General features: G+C 71.6%; 24 protein-coding genes. 11 read left to right on the top strand and 13 right to left on the bottom strand.

Features of this window, described 5'->3' with window-relative positions:
* The first annotated feature begins 62 nt into the window (after nucleotides 1-62).
* Nucleotides 63-449, top strand: a complete 387-nt coding sequence (locus OG230_RS32395; protein ID WP_328907309.1) for a VOC family protein — start codon at nucleotides 63-65, stop codon at nucleotides 447-449.
* Nucleotides 450-595: 146 nt separating this feature from the next.
* Here the strand turns inward: OG230_RS32395 and OG230_RS32390 are convergent, their stop codons facing one another.
* From OG230_RS32390 to OG230_RS32380, 3 genes are all read right to left on the bottom strand, one after another.
* Complete coding sequence (locus OG230_RS32390) at nucleotides 596-2,869, bottom strand: excinuclease ABC subunit UvrA (protein WP_328907308.1); 2,274 nt, start codon at nucleotides 2,867-2,869, stop codon at nucleotides 596-598.
* A gap of 100 nt (nucleotides 2,870-2,969) precedes the next feature.
* Nucleotides 2,970-5,858: a helix-turn-helix transcriptional regulator gene (locus OG230_RS32385; protein ID WP_328911605.1), complete on the bottom strand. Its 2,889-nt coding sequence runs from the start codon at nucleotides 5,856-5,858 to the stop codon at nucleotides 2,970-2,972.
* A gap of 138 nt (nucleotides 5,859-5,996) precedes the next feature.
* Nucleotides 5,997-6,548 (bottom strand): hypothetical protein, encoded by a 552-nt coding sequence (locus OG230_RS32380; RefSeq protein WP_328907307.1) that lies wholly within the window; start codon nucleotides 6,546-6,548, stop codon nucleotides 5,997-5,999.
* Between the two features lie 353 nt (nucleotides 6,549-6,901).
* Here OG230_RS32380 and OG230_RS32375 point away from each other — a divergent pair, with 353 nt between their 5' ends.
* Entirely contained in the window at nucleotides 6,902-7,588 is a 687-nt protein-coding gene (locus tag OG230_RS32375) for a hypothetical protein (protein WP_328907306.1), read from the top strand.
* Nucleotides 7,589-7,678: 90 nt separating this feature from the next.
* On the opposite strand, the gene OG230_RS32370 is transcribed toward OG230_RS32375, so the two are convergent.
* Complete coding sequence (locus OG230_RS32370; RefSeq protein ID WP_328907305.1) at nucleotides 7,679-9,118, bottom strand: dihydrolipoyl dehydrogenase family protein; 1,440 nt, start codon at nucleotides 9,116-9,118, stop codon at nucleotides 7,679-7,681.
* 115 nt (nucleotides 9,119-9,233) lie between these two features.
* On the opposite strand from OG230_RS32370, the gene trxA reads away from it, so the two are divergent.
* A complete protein-coding gene (gene trxA, locus OG230_RS32365; RefSeq protein WP_328907304.1) occupies nucleotides 9,234-9,617 on the top strand; it encodes a thioredoxin in 384 nt (127 codons plus the stop codon).
* 130 nt (nucleotides 9,618-9,747) lie between these two features.
* Here trxA and OG230_RS32360 read toward each other — a convergent pair whose 3' ends face one another.
* The 4 genes from OG230_RS32360 to OG230_RS32345 all read right to left on the bottom strand — a co-directional run bounded on the left by OG230_RS32360 (nucleotide 9,748) and on the right by OG230_RS32345 (nucleotide 13,006).
* The gene (locus tag OG230_RS32360) at nucleotides 9,748-10,194 is read right to left on the bottom strand and encodes a helix-turn-helix transcriptional regulator (protein ID WP_328911604.1); all 447 of its coding nucleotides are present in this window, start codon (nucleotides 10,192-10,194) and stop codon (nucleotides 9,748-9,750) included.
* A gap of 217 nt (nucleotides 10,195-10,411) precedes the next feature.
* Nucleotides 10,412-10,678 (bottom strand): hypothetical protein, encoded by a 267-nt coding sequence (locus OG230_RS32355; protein WP_328907303.1) that lies wholly within the window; start codon nucleotides 10,676-10,678, stop codon nucleotides 10,412-10,414.
* Nucleotides 10,679-10,737: 59 nt separating this feature from the next.
* Nucleotides 10,738-11,760, bottom strand: coding sequence for a LacI family DNA-binding transcriptional regulator (locus tag OG230_RS32350; RefSeq protein ID WP_328907302.1), 1,023 nt, complete (start codon nucleotides 11,758-11,760; stop codon nucleotides 10,738-10,740).
* Nucleotides 11,761-11,857: 97 nt separating this feature from the next.
* Entirely contained in the window at nucleotides 11,858-13,006 is a 1,149-nt protein-coding gene (locus OG230_RS32345; RefSeq protein ID WP_328907301.1) for a glycosyl hydrolase family 18 protein, read from the bottom strand.
* A gap of 71 nt (nucleotides 13,007-13,077) precedes the next feature.
* Here OG230_RS32345 and OG230_RS32340 point away from each other — a divergent pair, with 71 nt between their 5' ends.
* Complete coding sequence (locus OG230_RS32340; protein WP_328907300.1) at nucleotides 13,078-13,545, top strand: type II toxin-antitoxin system PemK/MazF family toxin; 468 nt, start codon at nucleotides 13,078-13,080, stop codon at nucleotides 13,543-13,545.
* Here OG230_RS32340 and OG230_RS32335 read toward each other — a convergent pair.
* Nucleotides 13,530-14,366, bottom strand: coding sequence for a TIGR02452 family protein (locus OG230_RS32335; protein WP_328907299.1), 837 nt, complete (start codon nucleotides 14,364-14,366; stop codon nucleotides 13,530-13,532). The two genes, OG230_RS32340 and OG230_RS32335, sit on opposite strands and share 16 nt — an antisense overlap.
* 148 nt (nucleotides 14,367-14,514) lie before the next feature.
* Between OG230_RS32335 and egtA the strand changes: the two genes are divergently transcribed.
* The 4 genes from egtA to egtD are packed head-to-tail and all read left to right on the top strand — an operon-like array spanning nucleotide 14,515 to nucleotide 18,894.
* Entirely contained in the window at nucleotides 14,515-15,825 is a 1,311-nt protein-coding gene (gene egtA, locus OG230_RS32330; RefSeq protein ID WP_328907298.1) for an ergothioneine biosynthesis glutamate--cysteine ligase EgtA, read from the top strand.
* A complete protein-coding gene (egtB, locus tag OG230_RS32325) occupies nucleotides 15,822-17,180 on the top strand; it encodes an ergothioneine biosynthesis protein EgtB (RefSeq protein ID WP_328907297.1) in 1,359 nt (452 codons plus the stop codon). Before egtA ends, egtB begins: the two co-directional genes overlap by 4 nt.
* The gene (gene egtC / locus OG230_RS32320) at nucleotides 17,180-17,935 is read left to right on the top strand and encodes an ergothioneine biosynthesis protein EgtC (protein WP_328907296.1); all 756 of its coding nucleotides are present in this window, start codon (nucleotides 17,180-17,182) and stop codon (nucleotides 17,933-17,935) included. Before egtB ends, egtC begins: the two co-directional genes overlap by 1 nt.
* On the top strand, nucleotides 17,932-18,894 hold the full coding sequence (egtD, locus tag OG230_RS32315) for an L-histidine N(alpha)-methyltransferase (RefSeq protein WP_328907295.1): 963 nt from the start codon (nucleotides 17,932-17,934) through the stop codon (nucleotides 18,892-18,894). Before egtC ends, egtD begins: the two co-directional genes overlap by 4 nt.
* Here the strand turns inward: egtD and OG230_RS32310 are convergent.
* From OG230_RS32310 to OG230_RS32300, 3 genes are all read right to left on the bottom strand, one after another.
* On the bottom strand, nucleotides 18,837-19,730 hold the full coding sequence (locus OG230_RS32310; protein WP_328907294.1) for a lysophospholipid acyltransferase family protein: 894 nt from the start codon (nucleotides 19,728-19,730) through the stop codon (nucleotides 18,837-18,839). The two genes, egtD and OG230_RS32310, sit on opposite strands and share 58 nt — an antisense overlap.
* Nucleotides 19,727-20,536, bottom strand: a complete 810-nt coding sequence (locus tag OG230_RS32305) for a GNAT family N-acetyltransferase (protein WP_328907293.1) — start codon at nucleotides 20,534-20,536, stop codon at nucleotides 19,727-19,729. The genes OG230_RS32310 and OG230_RS32305 overlap by 4 nt, the downstream gene beginning before the upstream one ends.
* Before the next feature lie 152 nt (nucleotides 20,537-20,688).
* Nucleotides 20,689-21,942 (bottom strand): extracellular solute-binding protein, encoded by a 1,254-nt coding sequence (locus OG230_RS32300; protein WP_328907292.1) that lies wholly within the window; start codon nucleotides 21,940-21,942, stop codon nucleotides 20,689-20,691.
* Nucleotides 21,943-22,143: 201 nt separating this feature from the next.
* Between OG230_RS32300 and OG230_RS32295 the strand changes: the two genes are divergently transcribed.
* Nucleotides 22,144-22,359 (top strand): dodecin, encoded by a 216-nt coding sequence (locus OG230_RS32295; protein ID WP_328907291.1) that lies wholly within the window; start codon nucleotides 22,144-22,146, stop codon nucleotides 22,357-22,359.
* Here OG230_RS32295 and OG230_RS32290 read toward each other — a convergent pair whose 3' ends face one another.
* Nucleotides 22,360-22,848 carry a phosphatase domain-containing protein gene (locus tag OG230_RS32290; RefSeq protein WP_328907290.1) on the bottom strand — a complete coding sequence of 163 codons (489 nt, stop codon included), beginning with the start codon at nucleotides 22,846-22,848 and terminating at the stop codon, nucleotides 22,360-22,362.
* Between the two features lie 78 nt (nucleotides 22,849-22,926).
* On the opposite strand from OG230_RS32290, the gene OG230_RS32285 reads away from it, so the two are divergent.
* Together OG230_RS32285 and uvrA are read left to right on the top strand one after the other, a co-directional pair.
* A complete protein-coding gene (locus OG230_RS32285; protein WP_443051431.1) occupies nucleotides 22,927-23,931 on the top strand; it encodes an MsnO8 family LLM class oxidoreductase in 1,005 nt (334 codons plus the stop codon).
* Nucleotides 23,932-24,008: 77 nt separating this feature from the next.
* The gene (uvrA, locus tag OG230_RS32280; RefSeq protein ID WP_328907288.1) at nucleotides 24,009-26,456 is read left to right on the top strand and encodes an excinuclease ABC subunit UvrA; all 2,448 of its coding nucleotides are present in this window, start codon (nucleotides 24,009-24,011) and stop codon (nucleotides 26,454-26,456) included.
* The last annotated feature ends 35 nt before the right edge of the window (nucleotides 26,457-26,491 follow it).

Below are 26,491 nucleotides of genomic sequence, written 5' to 3'. Positions count from 1 at the left end.
ACGCTGGTGATCTCCGCCGTAGATCGTTCGGGTCGGGCACGTACCGGCGTAGGGTCGCCTTCATGGTGCATGTGCTGAGCAGCCGGGTGTTGCTGAGACCCCGTGACCCACAGCTCTCCCGGGACTTCTACGGGGATGCCCTCGGGCTCGCCGTGTACCGGGAGTTCGGTACCGGGCCGGAGCGCGGGACGGTCTACTTCCTCGGCGGCGGCTACCTCGAGGTGTCCGGGCGGTCGGACGAACCCCCGACGGAGACGATCCGGCTCTGGCTGCAGGTCGCCGACTGCGAGGCGGCCCACGAGGAACTGGTGGGGCACGGCGTCCACGTGCTGCGTCCGCCGCTGCGGGAGCCCTGGGGTCTGATCGAGATGTGGATCGCCGATCCCGATGGCCATCGCATCGTGCTGACCGAGGTGCCCGCCGATCACCCCTTGCGGTATCGGCCCTGAGAACGGACGGGCCGTGTACCTGTCGGCGCACACCCGCCGCCGGAACACCGGAGCACGGAGCCGGGCGACTGCTCACCCGCCCCTGAGCGTGGGATGCGGCCCGCCGGCCCTCCCGGCGGACCGCATCCCACGCTGAGGGCACCACCTCAAGCCGCGACGTACTCCCTCAGATGCCGGGCGGTGAGCGTGTCCCCCTCGGCGACCAGGTCGGCGGGCGTCCCTTCGAAGACCACCCGGCCACCGTCGTGTCCGGCCCCGGGGCCCAGGTCGACGAGCCAGTCCGCGTGAGCCATCACCGCCTGGTGGTGCTCGATGACGATCACGGTGTTGCCTGCGTCCACCAGCCGGTCGAGCAGCGCGAGCAACTGGTCCACGTCGGCCATGTGCAGGCCGGTGGTCGGCTCGTCGAGCACGTACGTCGCCGCCTTCTCCGCCATGTGGATGGCGAGCTTGAGACGCTGGCGCTCCCCGCCCGAGAGGGTGTTGAGCGGCTGCCCGAGCCGCAGGTAGCCGAGCCCCACGTCACGCAGCCGCCCGAGGATGGTGCGCGCCTGGCCGGAGGCGAAGAAGCCGTGGGCCTCCGCCACCGACATGCCCAGCACCTCGCTGATGTTCTTGCCGTGGAGGGTGTAGGTGAGGACCTCGGAGGTGAATCGCCTGCCCTCGCATTCCTCGCACACCGAGGCGACGCCCGCCATCATGGCAAGGTCGGTATAGATCAGTCCGAGGCCGTTGCACTTGGGACAGGCGCCCTCCGAATTGGCGCTGAAAAGCGCCGCCTTGACCCCGTTGGCCTTGGCGAACGCCGTACGGATCGGGTTGAGCAGCCCCGTGTACGTCGCCGGATTCGAGCGCCGCGAGCCACGGATGGGCGACTGGTCCGCGACCACCACCCCCTCCCGTGCGGGCAGGCTGCCGTGGATCAGCGAGCTCTTGCCGGACCCCGCGACTCCCGTGACCACGGTCAGGACCCCGAGCGGGATGTCGACGCTCACGTCCTGGAGGTTGTGCAGATCCGCGCCCTTGACGGACAGGTGCCCCCGCGGCTCACGCACCTTCTCCCTCAGCTGCGCCCGGTGTTCGAGATGCCGCCCGGTGAGGGTGCCGGAGGCCCGCAGTCCGGGTACGTCGCCGCTGAAGCAGATGTGTCCGCCGTCCGTGCCCGCGCCCGGCCCGAGGTCGACGACATGGTCGGCGATCGCGATCACCTCGGGCTTGTGCTCGACCACGAGCACGGTGTTCCCCTTGTCGCGCAGTCGCAGCAGCAGGGCGTTCATCCGCTGGATGTCATGGGGGTGGAGGCCGATGGTCGGCTCGTCGAAGACGTAGGTGACGTCCGTCAGGCTGGAGCCGAGGTGCCGCACCATCTTCACCCGCTGCGCCTCACCGCCGGAGAGCGTGCCGGCGGGCCGGTCCAGACTGAGGTAGCCGAGACCGATCTCGACGAGCGAGTCCAGCAGATCCCTCAGACCGGCGAGCAGAGGGGCCACGCCCGGGTCGTCGATCCTCCGCACGAACGTGGCGAGATCGCTGATCTGCATGGCGGAGCAATCCGCGATGTTCACCCCGTCGATCCTGGACGACAGAGCGGCGGCCGTCAGGCGGGTGCCTCCGCAGTCGGGACAGCCCTGGAAGACCACGGCGCGGTCGACGAAGGCCCGGATGTGGGACTGCATGGCGTCGCGGTCCTTGCTGAGCATGGTCCGCTGGACCTTGAGGACGAGGCCCTCGTAGGTGGAGTTGATGCTGCCCACCTTCACCTTCATCTGCGGTTTGTGGAGGAAGTCCGCCCACTCCTGCTCGGTGAAGTCCTTGAGCTTCTTGTCCGGGTCGTAGAAGCCCGAGTGGGCCATGATCTGCCAGTACCACGAGTCCACCGCGAAGTTGGGGACGGTGATGGCCCCCTCGTTCAGCGACTTCTCCCGGTCGACCAGCTGGTCGATGTCGATGTCCGTCACCTGTCCTGCACCCTCGCAGCGGGGGCACATGCCCTCCGGAAGGTTGAAGCTGAAGGCACCCGACGTACCGACGTGGGGGATGCCGAGGCGCGAGAAGATGATCCGCAGCATGGTGTAGGCGTCGGTCGCCGTGCCGACCGTGGAGCGCGAATTGGCCCCCATGCGCTCCTGGTCCACCACGATCGCGGCACTGAGATTGTGCAGCGCGTCGACGTCCGGCCGCCCCAGGCTCGGCATGAACGACTGGACGAACGCGGTGTACGTCTCGTTGATCAGCCTCTGCGACTCGGCGGCGATGGTGCCGAAGACGAGCGAGGACTTACCGGACCCGGAGACGCCGGTGAACACCGTGAGCCGACGCTTGGGAATGTCCAGCGACACGTCGGCGAGGTTGTTCTCACGGGCGCCGCGCACCTGGATGACGTGGTGGTTGTCGGCTGAAGGCGTCTCGGGATGCGTCATGGGGCCGAAGGTATCCGACCCCACTGACAGTGGGCCCTGGGCGTGGGAGGGGCGCATCGGGACCAGGTACGGGCCCCACAGGGAAAGACCGAGGTCGCGGTCACGATCGGGCGATCAGGGCGGCGAGAGCCGCTCGGGTGGAGACGTCGGCCTTGCGGTACACCCGGGAGAGGTGGGTCTCGACGGTGCGCGGACTGAGGTAGAGCCTGGTGGCGATGGCCTGGTTGGTGAGGCCCTCGGCGACGAGTTCCGCCACCTCCCGTTCGCGCGGCGTCATGGCGGCCAGCCACCTCGGGGTGTCGGACGGCGCCGGATGCGCGGGTGGCGGGACCAGCGCCGCCAGGCCGGTCAGCAGATGTGCGCCACCGTTCGTGGCCAGCTGGTGGCCCTTCTCCCGCGCCGCCGCGCCGCGCGCCCCGAACCCGGCAGCCGTCAGCGCGGGGGCGCCGAGCAGCAGCGAGCGCGCCTGCCAGAACACCGCACCGGACCGTGCGCACGCGTCGGCCGCCTCGGAGAACAGAGCCGCCGCCGTGGCCGGGTCGCCACCGTGCAGGGAGAGCTGTGCCGCGCTCCGCATGGCCGAGGCGCGCTGCACGGGAAGGTCGAGGTGGTCGGCCTCGGTGCGGGCGCGCTCGGCCCAGGCGGAGGCGGAACCGATGTCGCCGGTGAACAGGGCGGCGGTGACGAGGATTTCCAGGAACAGGGGGCGCATGGAGGGCTGCAGGCCCCGCAGGTCGTCGCCGCCCGCCCGGAGCAGGGCGTCCCTGGCGCGGTGCGGGTCGCCGCCGGTGAGCGCCGCGTAACCGAGCATGCACCAGGCCATGGAAGCCCGCCAGTTGTCGCTCGGCCCCATGCATGCCACCGCTTCCTCGGCGACGGCCAGCGCCTCCGGGTCGCCGGGTGCGGAGGCCGCCACCAGGACCTGGGCCTTGTTGGCCAGGACGAAGGCGAGCAGTTCGCTGCTTCCGATGCCCCGGGCGATGTCCTCTGCCTCGTCGGCCAGTTGCCGCGCCGAGGGCAGTCGGCAGGTCTGGATCCGGACGTGCGCCTTTCCCAACAGGAGGAGCGGCAGGAGGTAGACCTGTCCGCTGCGCCGGGCGATGTCGAGGCCGCGGTCGGCGTGGCGCTCGGCGTCGGCGAAGCGGCCCAGGAACGCCTCCGCCCAGCCGAGTCTGGCCAGGGGCTCGCACAGCGCCGTGAGGTCGTCGTCGGGCAGTCCGTCCACCAGGGCCGCCGCCTGCTCGGCGAACCCGGACGCCTTGGCCGTGGCGCCCTCGTAGGCTTCGCCGAAGGCGGCGAGCGCCAGGGCCCCCGCCTCGCCGGGTTCGTCCTTGAGGGTGCGGGCGGCCGAGAGGGTCCGCGCGATCTCGTCCCGGAGCTGCGGATAGGGGGTGTTGTGCGGTGCGGACGAGCCCAGTTCGAGTCCGATCGACACCCTGTCGGACGGCGAGGGCGCCGGCTGCCGGTTCAGCTCCCTGCGCAGGAGGGCGGTCGCCTCGGGATACCGTCCGAGGTGCCGCTCCACCAGGGCGCACAGCACCACCGCCGACGTCCTGAGGCCGGACCCGTCCTGCCCCGACGCGCTGATCACCTGGTGCAGCAGCTCCCGGCTCCCCCGCAGATCGCCGGCGACACCGAGCGCGCGTGCGCGTCTCAGCGTCAATTCGGCTCGTTCGGGGGCGTGTTCGGCCGTGTCCGGCAGGAGCCTGAGCACGACCTCCAACCAGTGCGCGCAGCTCGTCGGGGCCGTCGCCTCGGTCTGCCCGGCGGCCTGCGTCAGGACAGCCGCCGCCCGGGGGTCCCAGGCGGTCATCGAATGCTCGACGTGCTGTGCCTGCTCGACGGCCGGAGCGCCGGCGCGGGCCAGCTCGGCTGCGGCCCTGCGGTGGATCTCCACCCGCCACCGGGGTGCGGTGGCTTCGTGGACCAGGGACCGCAGCACAGGATGACGCAGCGTCAGCCGCCCTCCCGGGCTGGTGCGTACGAGGTCGCGCCGGGCCAGAGTGTCCAGATCGCCGTCGAGCTCGGCATCGGTACGGCGGGCCGTCGCCCCGATCACCGGGTGTGCGGCGTGATCGCCGAGCACGGCGATCACTTCCAGCGTCCGGCGCTGCGCGGGGGTCAGCGGTACCAGTTCGTTCAGCAGCAACGATCCGAGTCCGGCAGGAAGCCCGCCGGGGCTGTTCCCGGCCGCGTCCGCGACGGACGCTCCGTGGGGAGCGTCGCCCTCCTGGTGCGCGTGCAGAAGCGTGAGGAAGTACAGGGGGTTGCCCTCACTCGCGGCGTAGAGCCGCGCGGCCCGGCTGCCCGCCAGGCCGGGGGCGAGCCCGGCGACGCACTCCGACTCCGCCAACGGCGCCAGGCGTAAGCGGCTCACCTCTCCGGTGTCGGCTCCCCGGGTGAGCGTCGCGGTGAGCGCCGAGGGGGTCTGACGGTCGCGGCGGGCGACGACGAGGAGGACCGGGCCGTGCACGGGGTGCCTGACGAGGTGGTCCAGAAGCTCCAGCGACGCGGGGTCCGCCCAGTGCATGTCGTCCAGCGCGACCACCAGGCCCGCTGGGCCGAGCTCGGCCAACAGCCGTGCCATCGACCGGTGGAGAGCGAAACGGTCGACGGGTGGGTCCGCCACCGGGGACGGTGCGGCGGCCCGGCCGCCGAGGATCGGCGGGAGCGCGTCCAGCAGCTGCGGCGCCACGCGCGCGGAGGGGTCGTCCAGATCGGCGAACGCATCGGCGAACGGCCTGAACGGAAGATGCTGTTCGTACTCGGTGGCCCGGCCCCGCAGCACCGTCACCCCGCGTTGCCCGGCGCGGCGGCAGAACTCCCCCAGCAGCCGGCTCTTGCCGATGCCCGCCGCGCCGGTGAGGTCGACGACCGCCGGGCCTCCCCGGCCGAGCCGGTCGAGCACGGTGTCGAGCTGCCCGAGTTCGGCCGTGCGCCCGATGAGCGGGCTCCCGCTTCCGCGCTGCGTCGCGGTGCCGCTCGGCATGTGCGTCGGTGTGATCTCGCTGGCGAACTCCACAGCAGTGTCTACCACGTCGGACGTACGGCCGTCCGCGTCATGCGCGTGCGTACGACCCGGGCATCGGACCGCCCCCACCGCGCAAGCCGATGGTGCCGCGCCGTCTCAGCCGAAGAGGGCCAGGGCGATCTCGACCGGGATGCCCACGACGAAGCCGAGCAGCAGGGCGCCGATGACCAAAAAAATGAGCCACAGGAGGTAGTCGCCGTCCACGCTCCACCTGGCGTGACGCGCGCTGGCGAACAGCCCGAGGGACAGGGGCAGGAACGGCGCGAGGATGAGCCCGGTCACGGTGACCCACGTCGACAGCGCGTGACCCGACAGCTCGAAGGCGAGTCCGCCGCTCGTCCGCACCTCCACGAGGGTGCCGGGCCTGTGTTTCTCGGCGGCACCGCTCAGTGTGATCCGACGCCTCGGCTCATCGGCCGAGCGCGGCGTGTACCGGCCTTCGCAGGCGATGCCGTCCGCGTAACCCTGCGCGTCGGTGGCCTCGTAACAGTTCGTGATCCGCATGTCCCCGTCCACGGGACCCACCCCCAGGACGGCCAGCAGGCGGGGTCCTGGGAACAGACAGATCAACCACACGGCGAGGCCGAGGCACAGCACCCCTCCGGCCCCGGCCGCCCTCCACTCCCACGACCCTGTCTTCCGCGCCACACCGCCTCCCCCTGAAGATCACCGTCGGGCTGCTCTCCCGCACCGCCCTTTCCCCGTAAGCCGGTTGGGGCCTTCGGACCAGTCCCACCGTGACAGCGGGTGCGGTGCCGCGCGTCCGTGGTTTCCCTGACATGCGCTACGTAGTCCGGACCGACGAGGTCACGCCTGCGGGGTAACCGGGGTACGGCGCAGAGCCGTTCACGTACCTGCCCCTACGTAGCGAAGTACGTGGTTCCACCGACGTCCGCAGGGGCGGATTCTGGAACCATCGGCTTCCGGGTCGCGGCGCAACTGCCTGGTCAGGACTACCGGGCACGCACCCACCACTGACGGTCGATTGAAAGGTGTTCCTCGTGTCCTACCGCGTCCGCGTTCCTCACATCCTCGGGGTGGTCCTGGTCCTCTCGCTCGCCGCCTGCGGATCCGCGGCGGACAAGGACTCGGATGCCAAGGGCTCGCCCCGCGCAGAGCGCAAGGCCGTCGACGCCGGAACGCAGGAGTGTCCCGACAAGCACGCGGCGACTGTGGAGGACGACAAGTACGGGGGGACGGCGGACATCGACCTCTGTGCGCTTCCCGACGTGCACCCGACGGCCGTGAGCGCGCCCTGGGTCATGGTCCACGACCGGCCCACCGGCGCACCCCTCAACATGATGCCGGTCTCCTGCACGAGCAAGGCCGAGGACAGCTGCAAAACGATCAAGGTCAGTGGTGCCGCCCTCTGCAATCAGGCCAAGCCGGACTGTCACCCGCAACGTGGCGAGAAGGTGCCCGTGGTGTGCTCCGCCGTGGACAAGCTGAACTCCGACTCACGCTGGTACGGCGTGCTCCTCACGAGCAAGCGCCTGCTGGCCATGGGGACGGACCATGACCGTTCGTACACCAAGGACTTCACCGACAAGGGAGACATCTCCGTCGGCTATGTGAGCACCGAGATGGTCGACGAAGTCCCGGGCGACCTTCCCGCCTGTGACGGCACCATGCTCCACGGCTCGGGAGCACGCTTCCTGGCTCAAATGAAGGGCCTGCCCCTTGACTGATCTCCCGCCGCCGCAAGGGGGGAGGGAGCGCGGACGCCGGCGCGCGGCGTCCGCGCTCCCTGTCGGCGGCGGGAGATCACTCGCGCCGCCTCATCCGCGGTACGTCTCCAGAAGCCGCAGCCAGACCTCGCTGATCGTGGGGTAGGCCGGAACCGCGTGCCACAGCCGGTCGATCGGCACCTCGCCCGCGACGGCGATGGTGGCGGAGTGCAGAAGCTCCCCGATGCCGGGTCCGACGAAGGTGACGCCGAGAAGGATCTCCCGGTCCAGGTCCACGATCATGCGGGCGCGGCCCCGGTAGTCCTGCGCGTACAGTCCCGAGCCGGAGACCGAGGCCAGGTCGTAGTCGACCGCCCGAACCCGGTGGCCCGCCTCTTCCGCCTCCCTGAGGGTGAGGCCGACCGAGGCGGCCTCCGGGTCGGTGAAGACGACCTGGGGGACGGCGGCGTGGTCCGCGGTGGCCGCGTGGGCTCCCCAGGGGGCGGTCTCCAGTACGGGGACGCCCTGGGCGCGGGCCGCGATCGCGGCTCCCGCGATACGGGCCTGGTACTTGCCCTGATGGGTGAGCAGCGCCCGGTGGTTGGCGTCGCCGACCGCGTACAGCCAGGTGCTCCCCCGGACCAGGCAGCTGTCGTCGACGTCGAGCCAGGAGCCGGGTTCCAGGCCGACCGTTTCGAGGCCGAGGTCGTCGGTGCGCGGCGCGCGGCCGGTGGCGAAGAGGATCTCGTCGGCCTCCAGCTTCTCGCCGTTGTCCAGTTCCACGGTGACCGGTCCGTCCGGAGCCTCCCGCCGCACCGCGGTGGCCGATACGCCGCTACGGATACGGGCGCCCGCCTCGGTCAGCGCCTCGGCCACCATCTCACCGGCGAAGGGCTCCATCCTGGGGAGCAGCCCCTTCCCGCGGACGAGCATCGTCACCTCGGCGCCGAGGGCCTGCCAGACCGTGGCCATCTCGACGCCGACGACACCCCCGCCCACGACGATCAGCCGGCCGGGTACCGCCTTGGCGCTGGTCGCCTCACGGCTGGTCCAGGGGCGGGCTCCGGCGATGCCGGCCAGTTCGGGGACCACGGCCCGGCTGCCGGTGCAGACGGCCACGGCATGCCGGGCGGTGAGCCGGTGCTCCGTGCCGTCCGGGGAGGTGACCGCAACCTGCCTGGTACCGGTCAGCCGCCCCACGCCCCGGTAGATGTCCGCGCCGATGCCTTCCAGCCAGCCGGCCTGCCCGTCGTCCTTCCAGTGGGACGCGAAGTAGTCCCGACGGGCCAGGACCTCGTCCGTGTCGAGCGGTCCCTGCACGGCGCCACTGAGACCCGGGACCCGGCGGGCGTCCGCTCGGGCCACGACCGGACGGAGCAGCGCCTTGCTCGGCATGCAGGCCCAGTAGGAGCACTCACCGCCGATGAGCTCCGACTCGATCACGGCCGTGCTCAGCCCTGCGGCCCTGGCACGGTCCACCACGTTCTCCCCGACCGGACCCGCACCGATCACCACTACGTCGTATTCAGCGTTCTCGACAGCGTCAGTCATGCGGACAGTCTGATCGTGGGTGTGCCTGACGGCCACATGGGCAGGCGGAATAGCGCAAGTGCAGTCACCGTTGTGCCCGACAGGTCCGAACGGGCCCAGGAAGAGGTATCAGAGAATGAGCACCGTAGAGCTCACCAAGGACAACTTCGATCAGGTCGTGAGCGACAACGACTTCGTACTGATCGACTTCTGGGCTTCCTGGTGCGGCCCGTGTCGGCAGTTCGCGCCGGTGTACGACTCGGCCTCCGAGCGTCACCCCGACCTGGTGTTCGCCAAGGTCGACACGGAGGCCCAGCAGGAGCTGGCGGCGGCTTTCGAGATCCAGTCCATTCCGACGCTGATGATCGTCCGGGACAACGTGGCGATCTTCGCCCAGCCCGGGGCGCTCCCCGAGGCGGCCCTCGAGGATGTCATCGGGCAGGCCAGGAACCTCGACATGGACGAGGTGCACAAGTCCGTCGAGGAGCAGAAGAAGGCCCAGGAGCAGAATCAGCCGTAAGCGGTTCGTCCTGACCCCGCGGTGACCGCGCATGCGTCCTGCGTCATGAGCGCCTGGCCGGCCGATGCCGGCCGGGCGCTCCGCGGTGCGGGTCCGTCGACCGGACCGAGCCGAGGAGGAACGGGCCGCGTTACCGGCGAGCCGCGTCCTCGGCCTTTCCCTTACTGACCGGCTCCGGGTTACCGACCGGTTTCGCTCCCTCGAACGGTTCGGCGTTCCCGCCCGGTTCCGCGTTCCTGAGCGGTCGCGTGTGGATCTTGGCGATGCAGGCCGGCACGGCCGCGCCCTGGTCGTGCGGCCGTGCCCGGTACGCGCTGGGGCTCTCGCCCACCAGCTCGGTGAACCGCGTGCTGAACGTCCCGAGCGAGGTGCACCCGACGGCGAAGCAGACGTCCGTCACCGACATGTCCCCCCGCCGCAGCAGGGCCTTCGCCCGCTCGATCCTGCGCGTCATCAGGTAGCTGTACGGGGTCTCCCCGTACGCGGCGCGGAAACTGCGGGAGAAGTGGCCGGGCGACATGTGGGCCTGGTGTGCCAGGGCAGGGACGTTGAGCGGCTCCGCGTAGTCGCGGTCCATCTGGTCGCGGGCCCGGCGGAGCCGGGCCAGGTCCGAAAGCGTCACCCGCCCAGGATGGCACGGCGTCCCCCGCCGTGCGGGGCGCTCTCGCAGGCCGGTAGCCGCGAAAGCGTGATGATCCGGCCCGACCCGAACGAAGGACCCTAGGGAGTGTCCGCAAAGTCTCGTCTGGCCGGCGGCACCCTTCGGGTGGACGACGATACTTTGCGGACACTCCCTAGTCGCCGGACTTCTCGGCGATCCGGACCGTGAGTCCGTAGTCGACTTCCGCTCCGTCCACCAGCAGGGCCTCCACGGTGTGCGTCGCCGGGTCGATGTCCGCCTCCATGCCGTCGCCGGAGTAGCGCGGGTAGCCGGAGGCCCCGGTCTCGCCGGTGGCCGCCACGACCGCCGAGCGGATGGCGGCGCCCCGTTCCTGGTCCTTGTTGCCGCGCTCGGCGAATTCCGGGACCAGCAGGATCTCGTAACTCTGCGGATGGCTCATGTCCAAGACGCTAGACATCCGGTGCACGCGGCGCACTTCGTCGCGCCGCGGTGCGCCGTTCAGCTGGACTCGCGGGGCACGGCCACGGCCCGCAACAGGTCGTGGCGTTCCGGGGCTCCGGCGGGGTGGCGCACCAGCCGGTCGATCATTTCGGCCGGGGCCTGCTCGGCCGCCAGTTCCATGCGTACGGTGCTGAGCCGCGGGCGGAGCAGCCGGCCGAGCACGAGGTCGTCCGCGCCGATCACGGCGGTGTCCCCCGGGATCGCGATGCCGGCGTCCTGGAGCGCCCGCATCAGGAGCATGGCGTACTCGTCGTTGTAGGCGAAGACGGCGTCCAGGCCGAGGGTGTGCCAGCGGGCGGCGAGTTCGGCCGCGGACTCCTCCTCGTACCGCAGGGGCAACGGCAGGACGAGCGCGCCGGCGGGTTCCGCGGTGCGGCGTGCGCCCGCGAGCCGTGGTTCGCCGAAGAGGGCGAGGCCGGGCTCCTGCGGCAGGACCACACCGATGCGGCGGCGGCCCCGGGCCAGCAGGTGGGCGACCGCGCAGCTGCCGACCACCCGCTGGTCCATGACCAGGGCGTGTGCGCCGTCGACCGGCTGCGGCCCGAGGGTGATCACGGCCTTGGCACCGGAGCGGGTGAGGACCTCGATGCCGTACGGAGTGAGGGCGGGGCCGCCGGGCGAGACGACCGCGACGGGGCGCAGCTCGGCCCAGGCCCTGGCCGCCTCGTCGGCGTCGAGGCCCGCACTGCCGTACTGGACGACGGTGTAGTCGAGGCGGCGCAGATCCGACTGGAGCCGGTGGAGGAAGTGCTGGTGGAGCGGGCCTGCCGGGAGGTTCCAGGTGGGCAGCAGCACCATCCTGCTGTGGCCCGCGCGCAGGCTCCGGGCCGCCGCGTGCGGAACGTAGCCGAGGTCGGACGCCGCCTGCCTGACCCGGCGCCGGGTCGGTTCGCTGATCCGCACGCTCGCGTTGTTGTTCAGGACGTAGGACACGGTGGCCCTGGAGACTCCGGCCAGACGCGCCACATCGGCGCTGGTCGGCACGGAGGTCCCGGAGGACTGCTCGGGTAACTGGCTCATGGCGTCCGGCAGTCTTCCAGACCCGTTCGCCGGGGCTGCGTGCCGGGGCCCGGGTGGGGCGGGCCGCCGGGCGCACGGGTACGAGGGGTCCTCTCCGTCAGCCCCGGGCCAGGACCGGCCACAGCTCGGGATCCTCGAAGTTGAGGGCCCAGAGTGCGGTGTTGCGGACTCCGTGGCGGCGCAGCACCGGCAGGTGCGTGGCGACTCCGCGGGCGTCCTGGTACCAGACCTCGCGGCGCTCCTTGCCGTCCAGGTAGCTGAAGTGCGGCGTTCCGGAGACCTCGTCCAGCTGGTAGGGCGCGCCCACCTTGAGGCGCAGCGCTTCGGCGGTCTTCCAGGTCACGTGGCCGGTCTTGGACTTGCCGGCGGGGTCGGCCGGCCAGTCCCATCCGTAGGCGGGCAGTCCCATCTCCAGTTTCTCCGCCGGGACGAGGGCGGTGGCGCGGGTCAGGATGTCGTCGTACCAGGCCGTGTCGGCGATGGGGCCCGGCGTACCGCTCGACCAGTGCAGGTTGTAGGCCATGATCCGCATCCGGTCGGCGACGCGGCCGATCGCCTCGTAGTCCCAGATGCGTCCGGTGGTCCTGGTCTTCGGGAAGACCGTGATGACGCACTGTTTGCGGAGCTCGTGGAGGCGGGCGCACAGGTCGGTCGCGAGGGCGGTGAAGCCGTCGCGGACCGCACGGTAGGTGCTCTCGCCGGTCGCGGCGATGGACTCGTAGTCCAGGTCCAGGCCGTCGTAGTCGCGCGTGCGGACGGTACGCATCAGCGCGTCGGCGTGTTCCCTGCGCTGCGCGGGGTCGGTGAGGATCGCGGCGAGGGCGCCCTTCTTCATCGTCTCCATGACGGTGGGCACGACCTGGGCGCCGGCCCGGTGCAGCCCGTCGATGATGCGGCGCTCTCCCGCGCCAGGGTGCGGGTCGATCCGGCCGGCCGAAATCGCCTGGTACCAGAAGGGGCTGACGGTGTGCAGCTGATCCGCGTGGCGCAGCGCGTCCTGGTACGCGCCTTCCTGGTCCCAGTAGGGCAGCCACGCCGACACGGTGCGCGGCGGTTCGGCGCCGCCCGCTCCCGGCTCGGCCGATGCGCTCGACGCGTCCGTCGCGACCGAGGACGGAGAGAGCGGGCGGGTGGGAAGCGGGGCTGACGCCACGGCAGAAGCCGCCGGGAGCAGGGCCGCTGCGAGCAGCCCGGCGACAGTGAGGGCGACGGTACGGGAGGGGTGTGCGAGGACTCCGATGACCATGAGGTCGAGCCTGATGCCCTTTCAGCCGCCCCGCTCCATGGATTGGGCCGTACAGGTTCTACGGTGTTCGGATGACGTTCCCCCACGACACACACACCACTGACAGCTCGTCCGACTTCCCCGGCCGCAAGGGGCCGACCGCCACGGTGGAGGCCGATCCGCGCGAAGCGGGGCCGGTCCGCACCTCGTACGCACCCGACCGGGACGGCGATCCCGACCCCGGCGAGATCGTCTGGACCTGGGTGCCGTTCGAGGAGAACGACGGGCGTGGCAAGGACCGGCCGGTGCTGGTGGTCGCGCGTGAGGAGGGCAGGACCCTGCTCGCCGTACAGCTCTCCAGCAAGCAGCACGACCTGGACCGGGAGTGGGTGGCGCTCGGAGCGGGCCCCTGGGACAGCTCGGGCCGTCAGTCCTGGGTCGACCTGGACCGGGTGCTGCGCGTGCACGAGGACGGCATGCGGCGGGAAGCCTGCGCACTGGACCGGGAGCGGTTCGAGCTGGTCGCCGGGCGGCTGCGGGAGCGTTACGGCTGGAGCTGACCGGCGAACGTCCGGCTGAACGCGGCCCGGGCGGCGGAGTCGGGGTCGCGGTCGAGAACGGCGAAGACGAGCTGCTCGAAGTGGCCCGCGAACCGGCCACCGTCGGCGAGCAGCGCGTGGAACGCGCCGGCCACCTCCACGGGGTCGTTCCGGAACACGCCGCAGCCCCAGGCCCCGAGCACGAGCCTGCGGTAGCCCCGTACGGCCGCCACTTCGAGGACCCGTTCGGCGCGGCTCGCGAGCGCGGCCGGGATGCGGTGCGCCTCCTCGGGCGTCCGGCTGCGGATCACTCCGGCATTGGGCGCCGGGGAGGTGAGGAAGCCGACGGTGTACGGGGTGTCCAGGAGGCGCCCCCGGTCGTCTCGGAACACCGGGACGCCGGGCGAGTGGATGACCCGGTCGGTGTAGAAGGTGCTGCGTTCCGCCCGGTGGTGGGCGTAGAACTCGGGGGCGCGCAGCAGGGTGGCGTAGAGCGCCGAGCCGCGGCACAGGGCCTCTTCCTGGGCCTGGGCGCCGTTCAGATAGCCGCCGCCGGGATTGCGGGCGGAGGCGTACGTGAGGACGGCGACCTTGCCCCTTGCCTCACTGGTCAGCCGGTGTGCCGCCGCCAGGCTGCTCTCGCCGGTCACCGCGACCTCGGGGACCCGGTCGCGGTCCAGGACGGCCACGGGAACGGGCTCGGGGCCGTACAGCCGGGTGCCGGAGAGCGCGGCGGTCAGGGCACGCTCGATACTCACCTCGCGGCCGTCCGAGGTGCGGTAGCGGCCGGCCTCGACGATGGCCTCGGTCTCGCGCGCGATGCCGCGCAGTCTCGCGCTCAAGGGCGCGCCCCCATGTGGTGCATACGGGGCATGCTCGGCGCTCCACCGGCATGGACGCAAGCGGATTTACGCTCTGCGAGGGCACCCTTGTGCGATCTCCCGGAAGGGGTTTGGGTGGTACGGACGTACCTGGACAGGAGGACCGGACATGCCCCCGAAAACCCCCGGCGCAGACGGCCAGGCAGGGCGCGGCGTACCCCTCGGTGAGGGCGAGGCGGAGGATTTACTGCGCTGCATCTGCTTCAAGACGGGACCACCTCGCAAGGTGGGTGTGGAACTCGAATGGCTTATTCACGACCGTGGACGTCCCGACGTCCCCGTGTCCGAGGAACGGCTCGCCGCGGCGGCCGACGCCGTACGTGAACTGCCCCTGAGCGCGTCCCTGACGTTCGAACCCGGCGGTCAGCTGGAGCTCAGCTCCCTTCCCGCCGACTCCCTCATGGAGTGCGTCGACACCACCGCCGCCGATCTCGCCGCCGTGCGCGCCACGCTCGGGCGGGCGGATCTCGTGGCGGTCGGCCTCGGTGTCGATCCGTGGCATCCCCCGCGTCGCCTGCTGCGGGAGCCGCGCTACGCCGCCATGGAATGCTCCCTGGACCGGTCGGGCCCGGCCGGGCGCGCCATGATGTGCTCGTCGGCGTCCATCCAGGTGTGTCTGGACGCGGGTGAGGAGGAGCCGGGGCCGCTCGGGTACGGACGGCGCTGGCAGCTCGCGCATCTGCTGGGTGCCGTGCTGGTGGCCGCGTTCGCGAATTCGCCGTTCCAGCAGGGCCGCGCCACGGGCTGGCGCTCCACCCGGCAGGCGCTCTGGGCCGACCTCGATCCCGCACGGTCGCTCGCGCCGCCGAGCCGTCTCGCGCCGCGCGACGCCTGGACGGCCCATGCTCTCGACACCCCGGTGATGTGCATTCGTGGCGGGGACGGCCCCTGGGAGGTTCCGGACGGGCTCACCTTCCGGGAGTGGATCCGCGGCGGCGGGCCGCGGCCCCCCGTCCAGGCCGATCTCGACTACCACGTCACCACCCTTTTTCCGCCGGTCCGCCCGCGCGGACACCTCGAACTGCGCATGATCGACGCGCAGAGCGGTGCCGACGGGTGGATCGTGCCGCTCGCCGTCACCACTGCCCTGTTCGACGACCCGGAGGCCGCAGAGACCGTGTACCGCACCGTCAAACCGCTGGCCGAGACCGCGGGCCCGCTGTCCGCACCGCGCAATCCGCTGTGGACCGGCGCCGCCCGCGACGGCCTGACCGACCCGGAGCTGCGGGCCGCGGCGGACGTCTGCTTCGAGGCCGCTCTGGAGGCGCTGCCCCGGATCGGGGCGACCAAGTCCGTTCAGGACACGGTCGCGGACTTCCACACCCGGTTCGTGGCCCGGGGACGATGTCCGGCCGACGATCTGACCGACCGCACACCCGCCGGGTTCGCACCGCTCCAGGGAAGGGGCACCCGCTCATGACCGACCTCTCCGCCGAGGGCTTCCCGGACAGCTCGTCCGGGACCGTGGACGTGGACCCCGAAGCTCTCCGGCAGCGCGCGCTCGCGGCGCTCCTGACCGCCCGCGAACGCACCGCCCTCCTCACCGACAGCGTCGACGACGGCGAACTGACCGCACAGCACTCCCCGTTGATGTCGCCCCTGGTCTGGGACCTGGCCCACATCGGCAACCAGGAGGAGATGTGGCTGATCCGCGCGGTCGGAGGCCGTGAGGCGATGCGCCCCGAGATCGACGGCCTGTACGACGCCTTCGAGCACCCGCGCGCGAGCCGTCCCTCGCTTCCCCTCCTGGCCCCTGCCGAGGCGCGCGCCTACGCCGCCGACGTACGCGGCCGGGCCCTGGACATCCTCGAAGCGACCCCGCTGCACGAAGGGGGCCGACCGCTCGTGCGGGCCGGGTTCGCCTTCGGCATGATCGCTCAGCACGAACAGCAGCACGACGAGACGATGCTGATCACCCATCAACTGCGTTCGGGCCCCGCCGCGCTCACCGCACCCGAGCCGCCCGCCCCTGCCGAACCGGCCGGCCTTCCGGCCGAAGTCCTGGTGCCGGAGGGGGCCTTCACCATGGGCACCTCGGCCGATCCATGGGCACTGGACAACGAACGACCCGCGCACCGGCGGGAGGTGGCGGGGTTCTTCTTCGACACCTCTCCGGTCACCTGCGGCGACTACCAGCGCTTCATCGAGGACGGCGGATACTCCGAGCGACGCTGGTGGGCGCCGGAGGGCTGGGACATGATCAACGAACACGGCCTGGCCGCACCGCTGTTCTGGCACCGGGACGCCGGGCAGTGGCTGCGCCGCCGGTTCGGGGTGACCGAGCCGGTGCCGAGGGACGAGCCGGTGCTGCACGTCAGCTGGTACGAGGCGGACGCGTACGCCCGCTGGGCGGGCAGGCGACTGCCGACGGAGAGCGAGTGGGAGAAGGCCGCACGCCACGACCCGGTCTCGGGCCGCTCCCTGCGCTATCCGTGGGGTGACGAGGACCCGACCCCCGAGCGCGCCAACCTGGGCCAGCGCCACCTCCGCCCCGCGGCGGCGGGCGCCTACGCGGCGGGCCGGTCGCCGCTCGGCGTGGGCCAGCTGATGGGCGACGTGTGGGAGTGGACGTCGAGCGACTTCCTCCCGTACCCCGGTTTCGCGCCGTTCCCGTACCGCGAGTACTCCGACGTGTTCTTCGGTCCGGAACACAAGGTGCTGCGCGGGGGTTCGTTCGCCGTGGACGCGGTGGCCTGCCGTGGCACGTTCCGCAACTGGGACCTGCCGGTGCGCCGGCAGATCTTCTCCGGCTTCCGTACCGCGAGGGATGCCTGATGTGCCGTCATCTTGCCTACGTGGGAGAGCCGGTGGCCTTGGGCGAGGTGCTGGTGGCGCCCGCGCACTCCCTCGTGCGCCAGTCCTGGGAGCCGCGCCGCCAGCGGTACGGGACGGTCAACGCGGACGGTTTCGGAGTGGGCTGGTACGCGGACGGCGACCCGGTTCCGGGCCGCTACCGGCGCCAGGGGCCCGTCTGGGGCGACGAGTCGTTCGCCGACCTCGCCCGGGTCGTGCGGAGCACGGCGATACTCGCCGCCGTCCGTGACGCCACCGAGGCGGGCGCGGACGGTGAGGCGGCTGCCGCGCCATTCGCCGCGGACGGCCTGCTGTTCAGCCACAACGGGGCGGTGAAGGGCTGGCCCGGCTCGCTGGCCCCGCTGGCCGGCGCGATGCCGGCCGCCGAACTGCTCACCCTCGCGGCACGCTGCGACTCGGCCCTGGTCTGGGCCCTCGTGCGCCACCGGATCGCGGAGGGCGACTCCCCGCCGCAGGCCGTCGCCGACACCGTGCTCGACGTCGCGGCCTCGGCCCCCGGTTCGCGGCTGAATCTGCTGGTCACCGACGGTTCCACGATCGTCGCGACCGCGTGGGGCGACACCCTCTGGTACCTCACGGAGCCGGGCCGCCGCACGGTGGTGGCCTCGGAGCCGTACGACGACGATCCGCTGTGGTGCGAAGTCCCCGACCGCACCCTGCTGACGGCGACCCGCACCGACGTACTGCTGACCCCGCTCAAGGAGCCCACCGCGTGAGTCCCTTTCAACTGACCCGCACCCTGCCGGTGGACGCGACGGACGCGGCGCTGCGCGCCGACGTGCTCAGCGGCCTGAACCGGCAGCCGAAGACGCTGCCGCCCAAGTGGTTCTACGACGCGCACGGCAGCGAGCTGTTCGAGGAGATCACCCGGCTCCCCGAGTACTACCCGACGCGCGCCGAGCGCGAGATCCTCGTGGCCCGCGCCCCGCAGATCGCGGAGGCGTCGGGAGCCAGGACCCTGATCGAACTCGGCTCGGGTTCCTCGGACAAGACCCGGCATCTGCTGGACGCCCTGCCCGGGCTCCACACCTACGTACCCGTCGATGTCAGCGAGAGCGCGCTGAAGGGCGCGGCCGACGTCCTGCTCGCCGAGCGGCCCGGCCTCTCGGTGCACGCGCTCATCGCGGACTTCACCCACGTCCTGCGGCTGCCCGACACCCCGGGGCCGCGGCTGGTCGCCTTCCTGGGCGGGACGATCGGGAATCTGCTGCCGAAGGAGAGGGAGCAGTTCCTGCATTCCGTAAGGGAGTTGCTCTCCCCCGGTGACAGTCTGCTGCTGGGCACGGATCTGGTGAAGGACGAGGCGACGCTCGTCGCGGCGTACGACGACGCGGCCGGTGTGACGGCGGCGTTCAACAAGAACGTCCTGTCCGTCGTGAACCGTGAGCTCGGGGCCGACTTCCCTCTCGCCGACTTCGACCACGTCGCGGCGTGGGACCCGCGCAGGGAGTGGATCGAGATGCGGCTGCGTGCCCGCCGGGCGCTCACCGTGAAGATCCCGGAGGTGGACCTGGTGGTGACGTTCGACGCCGGGGAGGAGATGCGTACGGAGGTGTCGGCGAAGTTCCGCGAGGAGGGCGTGCGGGGCGAGCTGGCCGACGCCGGGCTGCGGCTGGATCACTGGTGGACGGATACGGCGGGGCGTTTCGCGCTGTCGCTGGCGACGGCGTTCTGAGCGGCACGGGCGAGGGCGCGTCTGCCGGGTTCGCGGTCCGCGGGGATGAGTGGGAGCAGCCGGATCTCCGCGGTGAGCCCGGCCGCCGTCACCACGCGCCAGAGTGACGCAGCCAGCGGGTCGTCGCCGACGAAGGCGACCGCGCCGGTATGACCCGAGTGGTCAGCTGACGGGCCCCCGCAGGGTCCGGTCGGGGCCCCGTCGACACCGACGGGGCCCCTTCGCGTGGATCGGTAGCTGACGCGTACCGGCCGGACGGTGGCGCCCGCGTCGATCGCCGCCTGGAAGACGGCGGGCCCGAACCGGCCGCCGGGCCCCCGTCCGCACCGGGTCGTGCCCTCCGGGAAGACCACCACCCGGGACCCGGACCGCAGCGCCTGCGCCACGGCGTGCACGGCATCCGGCAGCGCCCGCAGGCGCTCCCGCTCGATGAAGAGGGTGCCGCCGAGCGAGGCGAGCGGGCCGAGCACCGGCCAGCCGCGGATCTCCCGCTTGCCGAGCATCCGGCCCGGAAGCACGGCCGCCACGAGCGGGATGTCCAGCCAGGAGATGTGGTTGGCGACCACCAGTTCGCCCGCCGAGTGCTCCGCCCGCTCTCCGGTGACCAGCACCCGCACCCCGAAGGCGCGTACCACCGTGTACGCCCACCGGCGGATCAGCCGGTCGCGGTGGGCCGCACCGAGGAGCTGTACGGCGGGGACGCACAGCACTCCGAGGAGGGTGAGGGCACTTCCCGCGACGAGCAGGACGGCCGCGGGCAACGGCCCCCGCCGGGCGCCCCGGTGACCGGCGCAGTCGCGCGGCGTGCAGGGGGCGACGGGCAGCCAGCCGCTCATCGCAGCGGGGCGAGGGAGAGGAAGTGGCGCAGGTAGCGCGGGTCCGTGCGGCGCAGCGACAGCAGGACGTACAGGTCGGCGACGTCGAAGTCGGGGTCGTACGCGGGCGCTCCGCAGACCCAGGCTCCCAGGCGCAGGTAGCCGCGGAGCAGTGGCGGCAGGGCGGCGCGCGCGGCGGGTGCCCCGGCGGGACCGGTGGCGCTCCAGAGGCGGTGCGGAGTGACCCAGTACTCCTCGGGCGCGAGGTGCTTGGTCCGTACGGTGTCCCAGCTCGACGCGGCCAGGGCGCCACCGTCGGCGAGGGGTATGGAGCAGCAGCCGGCCAGCCAGCTGTGGCCGCTGCGTTCCATGTAGCGGGCGAGTCCGGCCCAGATGAGGGCGATGACGGCGCCGTCCCGGTGGGCGGGGTGGACACAGGACCGGCCGACCTCGACCAGGTCGTCGCGTATGGGTGCGAGCCTGGTGAGGTCGAACTCGCTCTCCGCGTAGAGGCGTCCGGCCGCGCGAGCCCGTTCGGGGGGCAGCAGCCGGTAGGTGGCGACGACGTCGCCGGTCGACGTCTCCCGTACCAGGAGGTGGTCGCAATAGGCGTCGAACGCGTCGATGTCGAGGCCGGGTTCGGGGCTGTCGAGCAGGGCGCCGAGCTCTCCGGCGAACACCTGGTGACGCAGGCGCTGGGCGGCGCGTACGTCGTCCGGGCCGGTGGCGAGGGAGACCCGGTAGGCCGGGGCGGGCGCGGGGGCCGTGTCCGGGATGTGTGCGGTGTCCGGGGCGGGGGCGAAGGAGGTCAGGGGCAGCGCGGTCATGGCAGTCTCCGGGGACGGATCAGCGAGGGCGGCTGCCGGGCCGTCGCGGTGACGCGACGGCCCGGCCCCTTACTTCTTCCGTGACCGGCTGGAATCGACGTGACCGCAGCGGAGAGCGGGGATGTGCGACGGCTGAATCCCGGGGTGGCGGGTCAGCTGCGCGCGAGGATCGCCGTGATGCGCTCCGATGCCGCGGTGGCTTCCCCGACCGGGTCGCCGCCTTCGAGGACGGCGGTCATGTACGGCTTGATCGGGTTCTCGGCCTCGACGTTGGCCCACTGGGCCGAGTTGGGGGTGGCGCGGCCCCGGGTGGCACCCTCGGCCATCGCGGCGGTGCCTTCCTGTCCTTCGATGACATGGGCGAGGGCGGGCTTGTTCGGCACGTAGCTCATGGCCCGGGCCAGCTCGGTCTGCCACTTCTCGCCCGCCAGCGCCTTGATGACGTCGATGCCCGCGCTGCGGTGATCCGCCTTGTCGGGCACGATCAGATCGGAACCGCCGGTGAAGACGGAACCCGGAGCCTTCGCGGTCTTGCCGGGAATGGGGAAATAGCCGAGCTTTCCCTTGAGTTCGGGGTTCTTCTGCTCGATCAGGGCGGCACTGCCCGGCGTCGAGATGATCTGGGCGACGTCGCCCTTGGCGAACACGTCGGTCTGCGGGGGCTTCTCCTCGTCGGCGTCCTTGGGACCGTTGCCGAGGGACTGGAGTTCCTTGTAGAAATTCATGCCCTTGAGCGCGGCGGGTGAGTCGAGTGCGCCCTTCCAGTCGCCGCCGTTCTCGTCGGCGAGTTCACCGCCCTCGTCCCAGATGAAGCCGGCGAGCACGTACCAGTTCTGGCCCGCGAGGTACATGCCCTGGTTGCCGTAACTGTTGAGCTCCTGGGTGTCCTTGATCCATTGGCGGCGGGTCGTGGGCGGCGAATCGATACCCGCCTGGGCGAAGAGTTCCTTGTTGTAGATCACCACGCGGTTGGCCGCGTACCAGGGAATTCCGTACTGCATGCCGTTGATGCTGCCCGGCTCGGCGAGACCGGGCAGCCAGTCCTCGCTGCCGAGGTCGCGCATCGACTCGAGGGTGAGGTCGCGCAGCCCTCCGCTCTCCGCGTACTGGGCGACCTGGGTGTTTCCGACCTCGATGACGTCCGGTGCGTCGTCGCTGCCGAGAGCCTCGATCACCTTGGGTCCGATGCCGCTCCACTCCTGGATCTTGAACTCCAGTTGGACGGAGGGGTTCTCGCTCTCGTAGGACTCCGTGAAGCGGTCGAGGAATTCCTGGGAGACGCTGTCCTTCATCAGCCACACCGTCACCGTGACATCGCCGCCGCCCGCACCTGGGAGAAAGCCGCAGCCACTCAGTACGACGGAGGAAACGAGCGCGACGGCTCCGGCCAGCATGCGGTTCTTCACTAGGTCACCTTCTGCGAAACGGCACAACGAAACAGAGACCCGGTGTGGGGGACTGCGGGCGGCGCTCGCACGGGCGTGTGGCTGGATTTTGGTATGGACCAATGGGTAGGTCAAGGCCCGGTCAATGACGAATCGCGGGATCCGTTCCCTCGCGCGACGCTCTCAGGTGAGGCAACGTGGAAGCACGAGAGGAGACATAAGATGTCCAATCACACGTATCGGGTCACCGAAATCGTAGGAACATCCGAGGAAGGCATCGATGCCGCCATCCGCAACGGCATCGCCAGGGCTTCGGAAACGTTGCACAATCTCGACTGGTTCGAGATGACGCAGGTGCGCGGCCATATCGAGGACGGCCGGATCGCGCACTACCAGGTGGGCCTCAAGGTGGGCTTCCGGCTCGACGAAGGCACCTGATCAGGTACGCCCCTCGCGTTCCTGCGCGTCCTCCAGCGCCGCCGACGGCAGCGCCCAGCGGGCTCGTACCACCGTGAATCCGGCCGTCTCGGCCGCGTCGCAGACCAGTTCGTCGTCGTCGACGAGGACCCGGACGTCACGCTCCCGGCCCAGCCGCTCCAGGATCTCCAGCTTGGTGCGGCGGGCCGGTCGCCGGTCGCCGTTGCGCCTCATGTGCACACGCCCCTCCGGCAGCCCCTGCCGGGCCAGCCAGGCCAGCGTGTCGCGCCGGCACCGCTCCGGGCGGCCGGTCAGATACACGACCTCGCAGTCCCGCGCACTGGCCAGTGCCAGCCGGACGCCCTCCTCCAACGGCGGATCGTCGACGGCGGCGGAGAAGAATCCCTGCCAGTCGCGCCGGGAGCCCTCCAGGAAGTGCTGCCGGTGGGCGGTGTCGGCGAGCGTGCCGTCCAGGTCGAATACGGCCAGCGGCCGAACGTCGTCTCTCACGCCGCCCAGCCTAGGATCTTTCGTCGCGAGGCCGGGGAATCCTGACGGAGCGCACACGTTGAAGGGTGCGTGAGCTCTGTGATCGCAAGGACCCGTTTCTCCGTCCTGGACCGCTCCCGTACGCGGGAGGGGTACGACGGCGCCCAGGCGCTGCGGGACACCGTGCGGCTGGCCGGGACGGCCGAGGCCCTCGGGTACCACCGCTTCTGGGTCTCCGAGCACCACAGCGTGCCCGGCGTCGCGGGCTCCGCGCCGACCGTGCTCGCGGCGGCCGTCGCCGCCGCCACGTCCACCATCCGGGTGGGCACCGGTGGAGTGATGCTGCCCAATCACCAGCCGCTCGTCGTCGCGGAGCAGTTCGGGGTGCTCGCCTCCCTCTTTCCCGGGCGGATCGACATGGGGCTGGGCCGGTCGGTGGGCTTCACGGACGGCATCCGCAGGGCCCTGGGCCGCGACAAGGAGGACGCCGAGGGCTTCGCCGCGCAGCTCCGGGAGCTGCTCGGCTGGCTGGACGGCACCCAGCGGACCCACCCGCAGGTGCACGCCCACCCCGCCGAGGGCCTGCGCATACCGCCGTACGTCCTGGCGACGGGCGAGGGGGCCGCCATCGCCGCCGCGACCGGTCTCCCGCTGGTCGTCGGCGACCTGCGCGGCCGTGAGAAGCTCGTGCGCGCCGTCGAGGGGTACCGCAGGGACTTCCGCCCGTCCTCCTGGTCCAAGGACCCCTATGTCGTCGTGGCGGGCACGGTCGCCGTCGCCGGGACCGCGGAGGAGGCCCGGCGGCTGCTCGTCCCCGAGTCCTGGGCCATGGCCTACTCGCGCACGCACGGCTCCTTCCCGCCGCTCGGCCCCGCCGAGCGGATCGAGGCGCTGACGATGACCGCGAAGGAGCGGGAGTTCTACGAGAGCGGGCTGCGGGGGCACGTGGCGGGCACGGAGGAACAGGTCGCCGCGGAGCTCGACCTGGTCATCAAGGAGACCGGGGCGGACGAAGTGCTGGTCACCACCAGCTCGTACGACCGCGAGGGTCTGGTGGACTCACTGAGCCGCCTGGCCGGGATCGCGGGACTGGCCGGCCCATGAGTCCACGGACCCCCGGGCCTCCCGCCCCACCTGGAATCCCGCCCATCCCGTCTGCCGATCGGTTCGGAGCCGCACCCATGCACACCCCCCACGATCCGTACGTCCGCGTGCGCGGCGCCCGTGAGCACAACCTTCAGGACGTTCATGTCGACATCCCCCGCGACACCCTCACCGTGTTCACCGGCGTCTCGGGTTCCGGCAAGTCCTCGCTCGCCTTCGGGACGATCTACGCGGAGGCCCAGCGCCGCTACTTCGAGTCCGTCGCTCCGTACGCCCGCCGGCTGATCCACCAGATCGGCGCTCCCGACGTGGGTGAGATCACCGGGCTGCCGCCAGCCGTCTCGCTGGAGCAGCGGCGCTCCGCGCCGGGGTCCCGTTCGTCGGTCGGCACGGTCACCACCCTGTCGAACTCGCTGCGCATGCTGTACTCCCGTGCCGGTGACTATCCGCCGGGCGCGGAACGGCTCGATTCGGACGCGTTCTCGCCGAACACGGCCGCAGGGGCCTGCCCCGAATGCCACGGCCTGGGCAGGATCCACCGGACCACCGAGGAACTCCTCGTCCCGGACGCCTCCCTGTCGATCCGGGACGGTGCCATCGCCGCCTGGCCGGGTGCCTGGCAGGGCAAGAACCTGCGCGATGTGCTGGACGCCCTGGGGTACGACGTGGACCGGCCGTGGCGGGAGCTGGACCCGAAGGACCGGGAGTGGATCCTCTTCACCGACGAACAGCCGGTGGTGACGGTCCATCCGGTACGGGACGCCCATCGCATCCAACGGCCCTACCAGGGCACGTACATGAGCGCGCGGCGCTATGTGATGCACACCTTCGCCGACTCCCGGAGCCGGACGCTGCGCGCGAAGGCCGAACGGTTCCTGACCAGTGCGCCCTGCCCGGTCTGCGGGGGCAGCCGGCTGCGGCCGGAGGCGATGGCCGTCACCTTCGCCGGACGGACGATCGCCGAACTGGCCGCACTGCCCCTCGCCGCGCTCGCCACGGTGCTCCACCGGGCGGCCGGGGGCGAGACGGCGCATGTGCTGACCGCCGATCTCCTGGCGCGGATCGGGACCGTCACGGAGCTGGGTCTCGGCTACCTCAGTCTCGACCGTACGGCCCCGACGCTGTCCTCCGGCGAGCTGCAGCGCCTGCGGCTCGCCACGCAGTTGCGCTCCGGGCTCTTCGGAGTCGTCTACGTGCTGGACGAGCCGTCGGCCGGGCTGCATCCGGCGGACACCGAGTCCCTGCTCACGGTTCTCGGACGGCTGAAGGAGTCCGGCAACACGGTGTTCGTCGTGGAGCACCAGCTCGATGTGGTGCGGCAGGCGGACTGGCTGGTCGATGTGGGGCCGCTGGCCGGTGAGCACGGCGGCCGGGTGCTGCACAGCGGTCCCCCGGCGGGGCTGGCGGACGTGGCGGAGTCCGCGACGCGCCGGTTCCTCTTCGACGAGGACCCTGCTCCGGCCCGGGAGCCCCGTACGCCCTCCGGGTGGCTGAAGCTGAACGGGGTCGACCGGCACAACGTGCGCGGCGCCGACGCCGCCTTCCCGCTCGGGGTGTTCACGGCGGTCACCGGAGTCTCGGGATCGGGCAAGTCCACGCTGGTCGGCCAGGTCCTGGCCGGGGTGCTCGCCGACCGGCAGGCGTCGGCCACCGCGGACCTCCCCCGCGTACCGGAGACGGAGGGCTGCGCGTCGGCGGAGGGGCTGGAGGCGGTGGACCGTCTGGTCCAGGTCGACCAGAAGCCGATCGGGCGAACGCCGCGCTCCAATCTGGCCACGTACACCGGGCTCTTCGACGTCGTACGCAAGCTGTTCGCCGAGACGGAGACGGCGCGGGAGAGGGGCTACAAGGCGGGCCGGTTCTCGTTCAACGTGACGGGCGGACGGTGCGAGACCTGTCAGGGCGAGGGCTTCGTCTCGGTGGAACTCCTCTTCCTGCCCAGCACCTACGCACCGTGTCCGGACTGCCACGGCGCGCGCTACAACCCACAGACGCTGGAGGTCACCCTCAGCGGGCTCACGATCGCGCAGGTGCTGGACCTCACCGTCGAGTCGGCGGCCTCGTTCTTCGCCGGGACTCCCGCAGCCGAGCGCAGCCTGCGCACGCTGCTCGACGTGGGTCTCGGCTATCTGCGGCTCGGCCAGCCGGCGACGGAACTGTCCGGGGGCGAAGCCCAGCGGATCAAGCTCGCCACCGAGCTCCAGCGCACCCGTCGCGGCCACACGCTGTATCTGCTTGACGAGCCGACGACGGGACTGCATCCCGCCGATGTCGAGGTGCTGATGCGGCAGTTGCACGGCCTGGTCGACGCCCGGAACACGGTCGTGGTCGTCGAGCACGACATGGCCGTGGTGGCGGGCGCCGACTGGGTGATCGACCTGGGGCCCGGCGGAGGCGACCAGGGCGGCCGGATCGTCGCCGAGGGCACCCCTGCGGAGGTGGCGGAGGCGGCGGGGAGCCGTACGGCGCCGTATCTGGCCCGGGCGATGGGGCTCGGCGCTCCGTCCCCCGCGAGCCCGGCATGATCCGGGCGAGAGGACCTAGGGTCTTTCGTTTGGAT

The sequence above is a fragment of the Streptomyces sp. NBC_00234 genome, from assembly GCF_036195325.1.
GTDB lineage: Bacteria > Actinomycetota > Actinomycetes > Streptomycetales > Streptomycetaceae > Streptomyces.
This window is presented reverse-complemented; position numbering and strand designations above follow the sequence as displayed.

Coding starts and splice junctions, on each gene's coding strand:
- egtC (WP_328907296.1), top strand. CDS start 17,180: ATGTGCCGTCATCTTGCCTACGTGGGAGAGCCGGTGGCCTTGGGCGAG.
- egtB (WP_328907297.1), top strand. CDS start 15,822: ATGACCGACCTCTCCGCCGAGGGCTTCCCGGACAGCTCGTCCGGGACC.
- OG230_RS32360 (WP_328911604.1), bottom strand. CDS start 10,194: ATGGACCGCGACTACGCGGAGCCGCTCAACGTCCCTGCCCTGGCACAC.
- OG230_RS32390 (WP_328907308.1), bottom strand. CDS start 2,869: ATGACGCATCCCGAGACGCCTTCAGCCGACAACCACCACGTCATCCAG.
- OG230_RS32340 (WP_328907300.1), top strand. CDS start 13,078: ATGACGTTCCCCCACGACACACACACCACTGACAGCTCGTCCGACTTC.
- egtA (WP_328907298.1), top strand. CDS start 14,515: ATGCCCCCGAAAACCCCCGGCGCAGACGGCCAGGCAGGGCGCGGCGTA.
- OG230_RS32305 (WP_328907293.1), bottom strand. CDS start 20,536: ATGACCGCGCTGCCCCTGACCTCCTTCGCCCCCGCCCCGGACACCGCA.
- OG230_RS32345 (WP_328907301.1), bottom strand. CDS start 13,006: ATGGTCATCGGAGTCCTCGCACACCCCTCCCGTACCGTCGCCCTCACT.
- OG230_RS32385 (WP_328911605.1), bottom strand. CDS start 5,858: ATGCCGAGCGGCACCGCGACGCAGCGCGGAAGCGGGAGCCCGCTCATC.
- OG230_RS32355 (WP_328907303.1), bottom strand. CDS start 10,678: ATGAGCCATCCGCAGAGTTACGAGATCCTGCTGGTCCCGGAATTCGCC.
- trxA (WP_328907304.1), top strand. CDS start 9,234: ATGAGCACCGTAGAGCTCACCAAGGACAACTTCGATCAGGTCGTGAGC.
- OG230_RS32295 (WP_328907291.1), top strand. CDS start 22,144: ATGTCCAATCACACGTATCGGGTCACCGAAATCGTAGGAACATCCGAG.
- uvrA (WP_328907288.1), top strand. CDS start 24,009: ATGCACACCCCCCACGATCCGTACGTCCGCGTGCGCGGCGCCCGTGAG.
- OG230_RS32350 (WP_328907302.1), bottom strand. CDS start 11,760: ATGAGCCAGTTACCCGAGCAGTCCTCCGGGACCTCCGTGCCGACCAGC.
- OG230_RS32310 (WP_328907294.1), bottom strand. CDS start 19,730: ATGAGCGGCTGGCTGCCCGTCGCCCCCTGCACGCCGCGCGACTGCGCC.
- OG230_RS32395 (WP_328907309.1), top strand. CDS start 63: ATGGTGCATGTGCTGAGCAGCCGGGTGTTGCTGAGACCCCGTGACCCA.
- OG230_RS32370 (WP_328907305.1), bottom strand. CDS start 9,118: ATGACTGACGCTGTCGAGAACGCTGAATACGACGTAGTGGTGATCGGT.